Raw genomic sequence first — 13206 nt, 5'->3', positions numbered from 1 at the left:
GTTCAATGTTTTTTTAAAGAAGCTTCCAAGATGCGTTTTGCACCTGGCCCTTCCGCAAATAACAAATCCAGGATGGAAAGATTGGGTTCAAAGTCCAAGCCAAAATTCTGAGCATACCTCACCGGCCTATAGATCTCTCGTTCTGAAAAATGCCCTGAAGGTGAAATGAGGCCTCTTTGATCCTCCAAACCACTTATTTCAGCCCCAGAAGAAAGTATTTCCAATGTGGCAGGCAACTGAAGTAACCTCAGACAGATTGTCAGAATATTAAGATTAAAATCCCAAAGAAGTGCAGGCTTTTGCTCAAAAAGCTCCTCGATATAAGGAAAAAAATATTCAAAAAAGGGGGTCTTCCCATAGGCACTCTGAATGCCTCGAAGGTGAACCTTTTGCCATTTCTGATTATAATCGATTTCTACTTTTCCCAAAGGGATGTTGGGTCGACGCCCTACCAAGGGTACGGAAAGAGTTTCAATTTTATTGGCAAGACGGATTTGTGTCCGGTTAAAAAAAGATTTTCGCCGATAAATGTCATCAGGTTTTAGATATACCTTATCGACCTCCAACAACGTACAGAAAAACTCCAAATTGGGAAAATAAAACAAGTCAGTCAGGATGGATTTCATTCTTGCGGCCAATCAAAGAATATCCTCTAAAGAACCTAAGCCCTGTCTGATGATTTCTACTTCCGGACCGGTGCAGTCCAAGATGGTTGAAGCTACGTTTTGTCCATAGCCCCCATCAATGACCACGTCAACCAAATTCTGATATTTTTCAAAAATCAATTCCGGATCTGTACTGTATTCAATGACATCATCTTCATCATGAATGGAGGTTGTCAAAATCGGCTGTCCCAATTCTTCCACCAGCATGCGAGGAACATTGTGGTCCGGAACTCGGATACCAACCGTTTTCTTATTCATCTGCATGATTTTAGGAACGTGAGAGCTCGCCTCCAGAATAAAAGTAAAGGGGCCGGGGAAAGCCTTCTTCATCATTTTAAAGACGGGTTTGTCAATCACCCTTGTGTATTGGGCAATATCACTGAGATCCGAGCAGATAAATGAGAAATTATGTTTTTTTGGATTGACCCCTTTGATTTTTGCAATGCGTTCGACGGCACGTTGATTGGTGATGTCACAGCCGATTCCATAAACCGTATCAGTCGGGTAGATCACCACTCCCCCATCCCTGAGGATCTCGGCAATGTGCCTAATCCGCTTTGGGTCGGGATTTTCCTCATAGAGTTTGATAAATTCAGCCGGCATAGTCTTTTATTTTAAATTCTGGATGACTGTATTCCAATTCAGTTCTAGAAACCGAACAATGGGAATATCAGCTGCCGCCCAAGTTACTTCAAAAAGTTCGTTTGGACCTAGCCATCGAAGCTGATCATGCTCATGAAGTTGAATTTCTCCAGCAATAATTTTTGATGAAAAAGGAATTAACCGAATGGTTTTATGAGATGTATACGAATGTTCAGAAACCGGGAGCATTTCTCCAAGCTTTATCTCCACATTCAATTCCTCCATTATTTCCCGGGCAATACATTGATCAGCACTTTCATCTGATTCCATTTTTCCTCCCGGAAATTCCCAACACCCCGGTAAAGGCATATCCTTTGACCGTCGAACAGCTAATACTTTTTGATTTTTAAAAATCAAAGCACAGGTTACAGGAATGATCATGCTGACTAGGAATAGGTTTACGCGAATTCACACAATTGAAAAATCCAATAAAAAGATTGAGGAATATAGTATTAGGCATAAAATAAAATCCGATGGCTTACTTTACAAGTTTCAAATATTAAAACTAATGGACAGTAAAACACTCCAAAAACCAACTTTTAGAGGATCTATTCTATTTCCTGAATAATTAACAAAGACCTTTTCCTATTTTTACAGCCATGCTAACTGACAAAAAGAAAAAGCTCCTTCTGATCCTGATGATTACTTTCTCAGTTCTGGGGATTTCTATGACCTTTTATTTCTATCAGGTTTTTTTCAGTCCAAACGTCTTGGTTGAAAGTGAAACGGACCAACCCATTGCATTTCGAATTCCAAGCAATGCCAATTATAAATATGTATCCAATCAGCTTTTTGAACAGCAAATCATAAATGATCCGGTCAGTTTTGGTTTTGTAGCCAAGGTTCTGGATTATCAAGAGCTCGTTAAACCCGGCTTGTATAGCATTCGGCCGAGAATGACCAATTTGGAACTGGTCCGCCTTCTACGATCTGGAGATCAAACCCCTGTTCGGATTACCTTCAATAATGTCCGTACCAAGGAGGATTTAGCTGAAAAAATCACTGCTAACTTAGAATTGGAATCGGATCAATTTTTATCCTTGCTTCAAGACTCTGTCTATATTCGGAAATTTGATTTTGATGAAGAAAGCATCATGGGTATGTTTATCCCAAACACCTACGAAGTATGGTGGAATACAAGTCCAGAGGCGCTTTTTGATCGAATGTACCGAGAGTATCAAGCTTTTTGGACAGATGCCCGCAAAGAAAAAGCACAAGCCTTGGGATTGACTCCAAAGGAAGTGACAACACTTGCCAGCATTGTTCAAGCTGAAAGTCAAAAAAATGATGAGCGCGACCGTATTGCAGGTGTTTATTTAAACAGATTACGTTTGAACATGCCCTTACAGGCCGATCCCACCTTAGTGTTTGCCTTAGGTGATTTCAGCATCAAGCGGGTCCTGAATGTCCATAAAGAAATTGACAGTCCATACAATACCTACAAATACGCAGGGCTTCCTCCGGGACCAATTAACCTACCCGACATCAGTGCATTGGATGCGGTTTTGAATGCTGAAAAACACAATTACCTGTATTTCTGTGCCAAGGAAGATTTTTCAGGTTACCATGTTTTCGCTACCAACCTAGCACAGCATAATGCGAATGCCCGACGATATCAAGCAGCCCTCAATCGCGCAAAAATATTCTAAGAATGTACCAAGCTGATACTCAAATTCGTGTTCGATATGCCGAAACTGACCAAATGAGCTATGTTTATTATGGAAACTACGCCATGTATTTTGAGGTCGGGCGTGTGGAAGCTATGCGTCAAATTGGCTTTTCTTATGCAAAAATGGAGCAGGAAGGCGTTATGATGCCCGTCTTAGAAAGTCACTTCCGCTATCTTAAACCGGGTAAATACGATGAGTTGTTGACAATCCGAACTAAAATCCCCACACTTCCAGGGGTGAAAATAAGATTTGAATACGAGGTCCTTAATGAGTCTGGGGAAATTATTACTGAAGGATGGACGGTATTGGCTTTTCTGAAAAAAGAAAACCATCAACCTACGAGACCCCCTCAGAATTTATTAGATTTATTAAAACCTTTTTTCAATAGTTAGAATCTGTGGTCAAAAAACACATTCGAAAAATAGAGGATCGAGTTCATGATCAACTTTTGCGATTGCGAAAAGTTCATTTTGGCAATCCAGACAAAAACCTCTACGATACCTCAAAACTTTTTATACAGCAACTCCAAAAAGACGATATCAATGAGCGGGCTGGCTCTATGGCTTTCAGCTTTATCATTGCACTTTTTCCTTTGCTACTATTCCTATTAAACCTCATTCCCTACATTCAGGATTTTTTCCCAGTAGTAACCACAGAGAATATCCTGAATTTTGTAAGGGAAATCCTTCCTAATGAAATTTACCAACAGATGGAGGGAACCATTATGGATATTGTGTCCAAACCGCGACAAAGTCTATTATCCTTTGGTTTTTTCTTTGCCCTATTTGCCTCTACCCAAGGCGTGGTCTCCATGATGAGCTCCTTTAATTCGGTGTATCAGACCAAGGAAAGTAGAGGTTTTTTCAAAAGCCGTTTGATTGCTGTTTCAATTGTGGTCATTCTAGTCTTAACCATTTGTGCGGCGAGTACCATTATGATTTTTGGCAGTATTGCCATTCAGCGAGTTGAAAACACTCACCTATTCAATTCCGATTTTTTGATCTTCCTATTTAATGCTTTGAAATTTTTGGTCCTTTTAATGGTGTTCTATTTCACTTCTGCCTTTATTTTCCGAAATGCCCCTGCCGTCCATGACAAATGGCACTTTTTTTCAATCGGATCCAACGTCGCTGGTCTGTTGATCACGTTGACTTTTTATGGGTTCACATATTACCTGACCAATTTTGCCAGTTACAACAAGCTTTATGGGTCAATAGGAACCTTGATCGGTCTCATGCTTTGGCTTTACATCACTTCCTTGATCGTGTTAATTTCCTTCGAGATGAATGTTACCTTAGACTTAATGGATGAGAAAAAGAAACGAATCGCCGAAGAGAAATATACAGAGATTGATTACGATGAGGAGTAGTTTAAAAATGACTCGGAGAAGAAGGAAATAAAAAAGCCAAGCGAAATGCTTGGCTTTTTTGTTGCAGAGGAGGAGGGATTCGAACCCCCGGTACCTCTCGGTACAACGGTTTTCAAGACCGCCGCAATCGACCACTCTGCCACTCCTCTAATTGTAGAGTTTTCAAAACAGCCTCTCCACGATAGCTATCGGGACGACCACTCTGCCACTCTTTTAAAGATTCGGATTTCTCCGTTTCGGTTTGCAAAAGTAAGACGATTCTGAATTTTGCAAAAGGCTTTTCGACATTTTTCAACTCGATTTTTTTCAGAAAATTCTATTTCGCACGAATTAGAACCGTATCTCTCTGATTATCCGATACCTACAAAAAAGCCGCTGCTTTTTCAAACAGCGGCTTACATTAAACCTCGTATATTAATTCGGTAATTTATTGGCAAATCGACCATAAACCCAGGTTCCCGCTAAGGCAGAAATCAAGGTTACCAATATCACGGTATAACCACTTCCGATCTGTGCAAATAATGGTCCCGGGCAAGCTCCTGTCAATGCCCAACCCAAGCCAAAGATAAATCCTCCAATAATCTGGCCTTTTCTGAATTCCTTGTTTGGAATATTAATCGGGTCTCCATGGATGGATTTGATATTGAATCGCTTGATGATTTGAACGGAAATAATTCCCACTACCACAGCTGAGCCAATCACTCCATACATATGGAAGGATTGCAGTCTAAACATTTCTTGGATTCTAAACCAAGAAATAATCTCAGCTTTCACAAATACAATTCCGAACAATACACCCAAAATCAGGTATTTAAGCAATTCTAAACCTTTTTCCTCGTAAGGCTTTTTCCCCAGCGTTTCAAAGGTGATATTCTTCGTAGGGTTTTCTTTTTCTGCTACTTTCATTTCATTTAAATTTTAAAATCCTACTAATTTCATTAATGGCTCTAGGAATACGTGGGTCATAAGGAAACCACCAATCATAAAGAAGGTCGTTGCCAATACGGATTGCCACTGAAGGGAACTGATACCCATAATAGCATGGCCTGATGTACATCCTCCGGCATATCTAGTACCAAAACCAACTAGAAACCCTCCAATCACAAAAAACAACAAGCCTTTTGCAGTAAAGAGATTTTCCCAAGAGAAAATATCAGCTGGAAGCAAGTTGCCGAAATCAGTAACTCCCAAGGCTTTTAAATCAGCCTGTGTCGCTTCGGAGACAATGATAGAATCAGGGTTTGCCAAATAGTTTGTAGCTACAAAACCACCTATCAAGATTCCCAATACAAACAACAGGTTCCAAATTTCCTTTTTCCAGTTATAGGTAAAAAAAGGAATACCTGAAGGCACACACATCGCACAGACATGTCGCAATGAGGAAGAAATACCGAAGGTCTTATTCCCCAAAATCAAAAGCGCCGGCACCATTAGTCCGATCAAGGGACCCGCCACGTACCAAGGCCAAGGTTGTGTAATCCACTCCATAAATTGATTCATATGTTTATTAAGTTTTACGTTGTTTAAAATCTATAATCTAATATTATCGATGTATTGACCATATTTACGCGGTTGATTACATATTCAACCGGGGTCAATTGATTCTTATATTGCTTTTTTCCTACTACCAATAATTGCAAATCTAAGCCTTTGAAGAAGCCATCAAAACGGTAATCAACCAACCCACTAAAGTGGTAATAGTTTGGTATTCCATATTTATTTAGACGTACATCTTCAAAATCCGCAGTATCCGTATGGGAGGCTCCCACACTAATTTTTAATTTATCATGAATAAAGGTGTGGTCGTATTGAATCATAAAGGAACTTCCTCCACCTAATCCTTCAAATCGCTCTCGCTGCAAACTCACAAAGAACTGCTCTCTCCCCCACTCTCGTGGAAATAAAAACCTGCCGTGAGTGGATACACCTAGGTAATTGAAGGTCAATAGCGCATGTGGCCATTTGATTCCCGCTCGAAGACCAAGTCCATACGACTTTTCGTCTGGAAGAATGTAGGCCTTCTCCGGATCAGGATTTCCACCGTCACCAATTGCAGTTTGGGCAAAACCCTGTACCCCCCAAACACCATCAACCGCTCCATTGAATTTAGCTGTACCCGTTCCTTGAAGGAAAGAAAGTCCAAAAACCCCCTCTGATAAATAGTTCCAAGATTGGATATGAACATCCTCTGCCAAATACTCAAACCCAACAATTCCTATTCCCTTCGATTCAACATGATGCTTGTACGATTCATCTGCGCCCAGAGGATTTCTTCCCGTATTATAAAACCCAAAAGACTCCTCAACCGGCAACCATTCCAAAGACCCCCTTGAAATTACATGAGAAAACCAAGCTCCATTGAAATGAAATTTACCTGGGGTATAATCAATGGAAATACCACTGAAGAGGTTTGGTCGCATCCGGTTATCAGAAGCATTCAGAAGAGGGCTTTCGAAATGATGCCTTCCAGCCCAAACGGATAGATTTTCATTTTGATAGGAAATGTAAAGCTCCTCCAAACGATCCATATCCTTGTAATTTGATGGATGATGGACATCGTAGAGCGTTATTTCATATCTATTTCCAACCCCCGTGGTAGGATCGAGTTCTTGGATATTGTTTTCATAATGTCGGAAAACAAAAAATCCACTAAACCCAACACCAAGTCCCTTCCATCTTGGACTGAAATAACCCAGACCCGCACCTGTACCCCAAGTGCTATAATCTGTCAAAGCGCCCTGATTTATGGTAGACATAAAGAAAGAACGTAGATGGAATTCGAAGGAGCCACTTTCTAACACCTTTCCAAAAAGACGCTCGTTGGTAGCCTCTTGTTCGGAATCGTGACCGTGCTGTGCCTTCAGAGTACCTGAGCCAGCAAACAGAAAGGTCAAAAACACCAAACCGATGACAAAATTGCGTTTCATTTCTTGCTTTGAATTGTGACTTTAATCACATCTGTAGGGTGAATACTAAAAATGGCAAACCTTTCGGCCTGCCATTTTCCTTTAAGCAACTTTTCTCTGACACAACTTATAATAGAGTGGTAGGGCACACATAATCAGAAACTTTGAATTTCCCCGACTCTTTGATGGCTGTAAAACCACCAGCAACATCGATAAGATTATCATATCCTCTAGCTCTTAGGATAGAGTTGAAAATCATCGATCTATAACCACCAGCGCAATGCACGTAGTAGGTTTCATCTTTTTTCACTTTTAGCATGGAATCGTTGATGTAATCCAAAGGTGCATTTTCAGCGCCAATCACATGCTCAGACAAGAACTCAGAATTCTTTCTTACGTCCAAGATGTGAATATCTGGATCTCCTTCTTGGATTTTTGCTAATTCATCAACAGTGATGGAAGTAATAGAATCAACTTCGTGGCCACTTTCTTTCCATGATTTGAAACCACCCTTCAAGTATCCCAAAGAGTAATCATAACCAACGCGTGCCAATCGAGTCACTACTTCTTCTTCCATTCCCTCTTCAGCAACAATCAAAATTTCTTGCTTCAAGTCAGGAATCATAGCTCCAACCCATACGGCGAAGCTTCCATCGATACCAATATTAATTGAGTTTGGAATAAAACCTTTGGCAAATACCTGAGCATCGCGAGTATCTAGAATCATTGCTCCAGTCTCGTTAGCAGCAGCTTCAAATTCAGCAGGAGTTAACGGTCTGATACCTCTTTCCAATACCTCATCGATGCTATCATATCCTTGGATATTCATCAGCACGTTTTGAGGGAAATAAGCTGGAGGAGGAGTCAATCCTGTCAAGACTTCTTTGATAAACTCTTCTTTGGTCATTTCCTGAAGCGCATAGTTGGTTTTCTTTTGGTTACCCAAAGTGTCAGAAGTTTCCTTGCTCATATTTTTACCACAAGCAGAACCTGCTCCGTGCGCTGGATAAACGATCAATTCATCAGGAAGAGGCATGATCTTATTGCGAAGTGAATCGTACAAGTGTGCCGCTAATTTTTCCTGAGTCAAATCTTTTACAACTTTCTGAGCCAAGTCAGGTCGGCCTACATCACCGATGAACAAGGTATCACCTGTGAACAACGCCTCTTCTTTTCCTTCTTCATTGATCAAAAGGTAGCAAACAGACTCCATAGTATGACCTGGTGTATGGATCACTTTGATTCTTGCCTTACCCAATTCAAATACTTGATTGTCTTCAGCAATAATCGCATCAAATCCCATTTTCATACCGGTAGGTCCATAGACGATTTTGGCGCCGGTTTTAGCTGCTAAATCTTTATGTCCAGATACAAAGTCAGCATGGAAGTGTGTTTCCAATACATATTTGATTTTATCACCTCTACGTTCTGCTTTCTCAATATAAGGTTGTACCTCTCTCAAAGGGTCAATGACTGCTGCTTCGCCGTCAGACTCGATGTAGTAAGCTCCTTGAGCCAAACATCCGGTATAGATTTGTTCGATCTTCATAGATTAAGTTTATTTAGGTTCTTTCAAATAATAATTCAAATTTAATGGTTGCCTTTAGGGCGTTAAATGACTTTTGTCACTTCTGGATCAAGCATTTACCCCTAATTGGGATTCAACAACTTTGATCAACTGATGCGCTGGAACAACCCCGGATTCTCTCCATAGAATTTTTCCTTTCTGGAAAAGCACCAAGGTAGGTACCCCTCGCACCTGAAATGTCGATGCCGCTAAAGGATTTCTGTCAACGTCCACTTTGACGATTTTCAATCGGTCTCCCAAATGCTTAGCCGTATCTTCTAAAATCGGTTGCATCATTTTGCAGGGGCCACACCAAGTAGCAAAGAAGTCCACTAACACCGGGGTATCCCCATTAATCAATTCTTGAAAGGTTTTTGGTTGTGCGCTCATAATCTGCATTTTTAAAATGATGGAACAAATATAGAGGGACTCGCTTCCTCCGATCAGTAATTTTTATCACAGGAGTCAGGAAGAGGAAATTTTAAAAAGTGCTAAAAAACCCTCACTTGGGAATAAATTTCCTATTTTCGTCCGTCATAAATTACAGTCATTGATGCTCAATTTTAAGCAACTCAATAACATTACCGGCTGGGTGATGTTCGTGATCGCAACGCTTGTCTATATCCTTACTGTCGAACAAACAGCTAGTTTTTGGGATCCGGGAGAATTTATTGCCGTTTCCTACAAATTACAGGTCCCCCACCCTCCTGGAGCACCTTTCTTCTTATTGGTTTACCGCATGTTCAGCTTTTTAGCCTTTGGCAATGAACTGAACATCGCTTATTGGATGAATGTGGGCTCGTCGGTTTTCTCTGGCCTGACCATTTTATTTTTATTTTGGTCAATTACCCTATTCGGAAGAAAACTTTTGGGAATCCTTCCAGGACAAGAAAGCAAAGGCCAAACCATCAGCCTTTTGGGAGCCGGCATCGTTGGTTCTTTGATTTACACCTTCTCTGATAGCTTTTGGTTCTCAGCGGTTGAGGCAGAAGTATATGCCATGTCATCCTTTTTTACAGCGATCGTAATTTGGGCTTTTTTAAAATGGGATGTAATTGAGGACCCGAAAGAGGCCAATAAATGGATGATTTTTATCGCTTATTTAGTTGGCCTTTCCATAGGAGTACACTTGTTGAACTTGGTAACTCTGCCTGCTCTGGCATTGATTTATTATTTCAAAAAATACCCTAATCCAAACCTGAAAGATGCAATCACAGCCTTTTTCTTGGGAGGTGTCGCATTGGTTATCATCAACAATATTATCATACCTGGATTGCCAAGTTTGGCGGGCTCTACGGAAATTTTCTTTGTCAACAGTCTCGGACTTCCATTTGGATCAGGAATAATTTTCTTCATCGTATTATTTTTCTCAGCACTTTATTTCGCTTACCGGTACTCCTATAAAAAGGAAATGGCCGGTCTTAATACGATTTTGCTTTCCTTGATTTTTATTCTCATAGGCTATAGTTCCTATACCTTGATTGTCGTACGAGCCAATCAGGATCCTGTGATCAACGAAAATGGCCCTAAGGACATCATCAGCTTTGTATCCTACCTGAAACGGGAGCAATATGGCTATCGCCCTTTACTCCATGGACAGTATTTTACCGCCAAATTAGTCGACCAGGAAGAAGGAGACCCGATCTACCGAAAAGGAAAAGACAAGTATGAAATTGCTGACTACCAGCTAATCAATACCTACGAAAAAGAAAAAACCACTATTCTCCCTAGAATTTATTCCACCCAAGAAAATCATAAGCGGATTTACCGTCAAAAACTGGGATTACGGGAAGGACAAGAACCTACTTTTGGGGACAACCTATACTTTATGTTCAGCCATCAGCTAGGGCATATGTATTGGCGTTATTTCATGTGGAATTTCTCCGGACGAGAAAGTGACTTCACCGATGCTCCATGGATTGGTTTGACGGATGCACTATCAGATAAATACCCCGATTATATCAAAGAAAACAAGGGGCATAATAATTACCTGATGCTTCCCCTTTTGCTAGGCATCATCGGGCTTTTCTTTCAGGCCAAAGTAGATCCAAAGTCTTTCTACGTTAATCTGATGCTTTTCCTGATGATGGGGGTTGTATTGGTGCTTTATTTAAACTCTCCTCCTGTCGAACCTCGAGAGCGAGATTACATTTACGTGGGTAGTTTTTATGCCTTTGCCATTTGGGCGGGATTAGGCGTAATGGCTATTGCGCAAGGACTCCAAAAAGCCACTAAAAATCTGACGACTGCAGGGATCATTGCCATCCTTTTAACACTACCTGTTGCAGGTTTGATGGCAGCTGAAAACTGGAATGACCACAACCGGAAAGGAAGATACTTTTCGGTAGATGCGGCTCGTAATTTCCTCGCTTCTTGCGCACCGAATGCCATCTTATTTACAGGTGGGGATAATGACACCTTCCCTTTGTGGTATGTTCAAGAAGTTGAAGGGTTCCGAACTGATGTTCGGGTAATTGTACTCAGCTATTTTGATACTGATTGGTATGTGGATCAAATGACCCGACCTGCGAATGAATCTGCTCCTCTTCCATTCTCTTTGGAGCCGGACCGCTATCAAAAAGGCACCAATGATGTGCTCTTTGTGATGGAGCGTGATGGCCTGGATGCAATTTCCGCTAGAGAATACCTAAAGCTTTTGAATTCAGGTTCTAATCTGTTGAAAATGCAAACCGGAGGAAAAAGCGAGATCAATATGGTTCCTTCCCGCAATTTGATTTTGGAGGTGGATAGTGCTTCCGTATTCCAAAAAGGAATCATTCCTTATGAGTTTGAACCGCTTTTTACACCTCAAATCAATTTGCAGGTAAAAGGGCAATATGTCAGCAAAGGCACCATGATGTTGATCGACCTAATTGTATCCAACAATTGGGAACGTCCTATCTATTTCAACAATACTTCCCTTGCGACAATCGGATTAAACTTAGAAGATCATGTAGTCATGGAAGGCTTGACATATCGACTATTGCCAATCCGTAAGCCTTCTTTCATCCGGGAAGAATTGGTGAATGCAGAACTGGCCTATGATAACTACATGAACAAATTTGCTTTCCGTGGAATGGATAATCCAAAGGCATATTTGGACGAGGAATACAGACGCTTTGCTTCTAACCATAGAAGTACAGCAAATAGCATTGCCATGGCGCTATTGGATCGGGATGAAATGGATAAAGCCTCAGAAATACTTAATAAGAGTATTCAAGCCATGCCGAATGAAGCGATCCCATACGATCTATCCAATGGTCAATCTGTTCCTTTGTTCTTTGAGGTGGGAGAAGATGAAACCGCATTGGAAATCGTAGATAAGGTCTCCAAGCGTTCTTTGGATATGATCGAATTTTATCTGGCTGAAAATCGCGATTACGATCGAGACATGATGATCTCCATCGAAATGATCCGCTATTTCATTCCACTCCTGGAAGAGCGAGGCTATGAGGAAAAAGCTGAAGAGCTTCGAACCCGAATGGAAAGCTTACTCGGTCCTGAAGAATCAGGAACCTTGTTGCCAAGAAGATAAATTGAAAAAGGCTGGAACGATGATTCCAGCCTTTTTTTCCTTATTTCTTCCAAAGAATATAAAACAAATCCAAACCTTCTGCCGGATCATCCACTAAGGGATAATCTTCATGACTAATCTTGACTACCGATTCCCCTTGCTGTTGATGGAGCTTTTTACGGTTCATACGATTCAACACTTCATAAGGCATGCGAAGGATCCATGCTGGAAGTCGATGCTGCAAATCCAAGACATCGAACCGCATGATTTTTTGAACAGATTTCCGGTTGGCTTCATGATAATTCCACACTTTTTCATTTCCACCGATGCCTTTTGCCTCCACCTGATCAAAAATCCCTGCAGATAAATCAATTAACTCCTGAGGCACATATTCACGAACATGCCATGGATTCCTAGATAAAGTGTGGGTATTATTTGGTGTAGATATAATCGCTTTCCCACCTGGCTTTAGCATCCGGTAAATTTCTTGGAGAAAAAGTCGGTCATCTTGTATATGCTCGATCACCTGGAAACTCACAATGGTATCGAAGCTTTCATTTTCAAAATCTCGAAAAGGCGGAATTACTGCCTGACGGAAATCCACGCCGGGAAATTTCTGCTGTAAATTTTCGATTACCTCTCCGATCTTATCTATCCCGACATAGGACTCAGCCAAAGGAAGCAAGGTCTCCACTCCCCTTCCCTCTCCACAGCCAATTTCCAGTAATTTTCCACTGATCCAAGGCTTTGCAGCAATATAGGCTTTGAGTAATCGTTGGTGAATCGGATTGTCACTAACCAACTTATCTGAGGCAATTTCCGTAGTGTAGGTAGCCATGTAAAATTTTACTATTTTGGCAAAAGTAAGTTTAA

At 41.0% G+C, this 13206-nt stretch carries 13 protein-coding genes and 1 tRNA gene; 4 read left to right on the top strand and 10 right to left on the bottom strand.

From position 1 onward, the window contains the following. Positions 1-2: 2 nt before the first annotated feature. From HWE15_RS06150 to HWE15_RS06140, 3 genes are read right to left on the bottom strand one after another with little or no spacing between them, the layout of a single operon-like run. Positions 3-626, bottom strand: coding sequence for a WbqC family protein (locus tag HWE15_RS06150; RefSeq protein WP_290506635.1), 624 nt, complete (start codon positions 624-626; stop codon positions 3-5). A 12-nt stretch (positions 627-638) separates the two neighbouring features. Then, positions 639-1268, bottom strand: coding sequence for an L-threonylcarbamoyladenylate synthase (locus tag HWE15_RS06145; protein ID WP_290506634.1), 630 nt, complete (start codon positions 1266-1268; stop codon positions 639-641). 6 nt (positions 1269-1274) lie between these two features. Then, positions 1275-1688 carry a (deoxy)nucleoside triphosphate pyrophosphohydrolase gene (locus tag HWE15_RS06140; RefSeq protein ID WP_290506633.1) on the bottom strand — a complete coding sequence of 138 codons (414 nt, stop codon included), beginning with the start codon at positions 1686-1688 and terminating at the stop codon, positions 1275-1277. A gap of 218 nt (positions 1689-1906) precedes the next feature. On the opposite strand from HWE15_RS06140, the gene mltG reads away from it, so the two are divergent. Genes mltG through HWE15_RS06125 form a run of 3 tightly spaced genes read left to right on the top strand, consistent with a single transcriptional unit; the run spans position 1907 to position 4346 of the window. Next, complete coding sequence (mltG, locus tag HWE15_RS06135; RefSeq protein WP_290506632.1) at positions 1907-2956, top strand: endolytic transglycosylase MltG; 1050 nt, start codon at positions 1907-1909, stop codon at positions 2954-2956. Between the two features lie 2 nt (positions 2957-2958). Further along, positions 2959-3369, top strand: a complete 411-nt coding sequence (locus HWE15_RS06130; protein WP_290506631.1) for a thioesterase family protein — start codon at positions 2959-2961, stop codon at positions 3367-3369. 5 nt (positions 3370-3374) lie between these two features. Further along, positions 3375-4346 carry a YihY/virulence factor BrkB family protein gene (locus HWE15_RS06125; protein ID WP_290506630.1) on the top strand — a complete coding sequence of 324 codons (972 nt, stop codon included), beginning with the start codon at positions 3375-3377 and terminating at the stop codon, positions 4344-4346. A 64-nt stretch (positions 4347-4410) separates the two neighbouring features. Here the strand turns inward: HWE15_RS06125 and HWE15_RS06120 are convergent. The 6 genes from HWE15_RS06120 to trxA all read right to left on the bottom strand — a co-directional run bounded on the left by HWE15_RS06120 (position 4411) and on the right by trxA (position 9209). Continuing rightward, positions 4411-4495 (bottom strand) — tRNA-Ser (locus HWE15_RS06120). 265 nt (positions 4496-4760) lie between these two features. Next, positions 4761-5252: a DUF6691 family protein gene (locus HWE15_RS06115; RefSeq protein ID WP_290506629.1), complete on the bottom strand. Its 492-nt coding sequence runs from the start codon at positions 5250-5252 to the stop codon at positions 4761-4763. 12 nt (positions 5253-5264) lie between these two features. Further along, complete coding sequence (locus HWE15_RS06110) at positions 5265-5846, bottom strand: YeeE/YedE thiosulfate transporter family protein (RefSeq protein WP_290506628.1); 582 nt, start codon at positions 5844-5846, stop codon at positions 5265-5267. Between the two features lie 23 nt (positions 5847-5869). After that, entirely contained in the window at positions 5870-7273 is a 1404-nt protein-coding gene (locus HWE15_RS06105; protein ID WP_290506627.1) for a hypothetical protein, read from the bottom strand. 106 nt (positions 7274-7379) lie between these two features. Continuing rightward, on the bottom strand, positions 7380-8801 hold the full coding sequence (locus tag HWE15_RS06100) for a rhodanese-like domain-containing protein (protein ID WP_290506626.1): 1422 nt from the start codon (positions 8799-8801) through the stop codon (positions 7380-7382). Between the two features lie 87 nt (positions 8802-8888). Beyond that, positions 8889-9209 carry a thioredoxin gene (gene trxA / locus HWE15_RS06095; RefSeq protein WP_290506625.1) on the bottom strand — a complete coding sequence of 107 codons (321 nt, stop codon included), beginning with the start codon at positions 9207-9209 and terminating at the stop codon, positions 8889-8891. A 163-nt stretch (positions 9210-9372) separates the two neighbouring features. Here trxA and HWE15_RS06090 point away from each other — a divergent pair, with 163 nt between their 5' ends. Further along, complete coding sequence (locus HWE15_RS06090; protein ID WP_290506624.1) at positions 9373-12354, top strand: DUF2723 domain-containing protein; 2982 nt, start codon at positions 9373-9375, stop codon at positions 12352-12354. Between the two features lie 40 nt (positions 12355-12394). Here the strand turns inward: HWE15_RS06090 and HWE15_RS06085 are convergent, their stop codons facing one another. Continuing rightward, positions 12395-13171 (bottom strand): bifunctional 2-polyprenyl-6-hydroxyphenol methylase/3-demethylubiquinol 3-O-methyltransferase UbiG, encoded by a 777-nt coding sequence (locus HWE15_RS06085; protein WP_290506623.1) that lies wholly within the window; start codon positions 13169-13171, stop codon positions 12395-12397. Positions 13172-13206: the final 35 nt, after the last annotated feature.

The sequence above is a fragment of the Algoriphagus sp. genome, from assembly GCF_013373065.1.
Classification (GTDB): Bacteria; Bacteroidota; Bacteroidia; order Cytophagales; family Cyclobacteriaceae; genus Algoriphagus.
This window is presented reverse-complemented; position numbering and strand designations above follow the sequence as displayed.

Coding starts and splice junctions, on each gene's coding strand:
- HWE15_RS06150 (WP_290506635.1), bottom strand. CDS start 626: ATGAAATCCATCCTGACTGACTTGTTTTATTTTCCCAATTTGGAGTTT.
- HWE15_RS06145 (WP_290506634.1), bottom strand. CDS start 1,268: ATGCCGGCTGAATTTATCAAACTCTATGAGGAAAATCCCGACCCAAAG.
- HWE15_RS06140 (WP_290506633.1), bottom strand. CDS start 1,688: ATGATCATTCCTGTAACCTGTGCTTTGATTTTTAAAAATCAAAAAGTA.
- mltG (WP_290506632.1), top strand. CDS start 1,907: ATGCTAACTGACAAAAAGAAAAAGCTCCTTCTGATCCTGATGATTACT.
- HWE15_RS06130 (WP_290506631.1), top strand. CDS start 2,959: ATGTACCAAGCTGATACTCAAATTCGTGTTCGATATGCCGAAACTGAC.
- HWE15_RS06115 (WP_290506629.1), bottom strand. CDS start 5,252: ATGAAAGTAGCAGAAAAAGAAAACCCTACGAAGAATATCACCTTTGAA.
- HWE15_RS06110 (WP_290506628.1), bottom strand. CDS start 5,846: ATGAATCAATTTATGGAGTGGATTACACAACCTTGGCCTTGGTACGTG.
- HWE15_RS06105 (WP_290506627.1), bottom strand. CDS start 7,273: ATGAAACGCAATTTTGTCATCGGTTTGGTGTTTTTGACCTTTCTGTTT.
- HWE15_RS06100 (WP_290506626.1), bottom strand. CDS start 8,801: ATGAAGATCGAACAAATCTATACCGGATGTTTGGCTCAAGGAGCTTAC.
- trxA (WP_290506625.1), bottom strand. CDS start 9,209: ATGAGCGCACAACCAAAAACCTTTCAAGAATTGATTAATGGGGATACC.
- HWE15_RS06090 (WP_290506624.1), top strand. CDS start 9,373: ATGCTCAATTTTAAGCAACTCAATAACATTACCGGCTGGGTGATGTTC.
- HWE15_RS06085 (WP_290506623.1), bottom strand. CDS start 13,171: ATGGCTACCTACACTACGGAAATTGCCTCAGATAAGTTGGTTAGTGAC.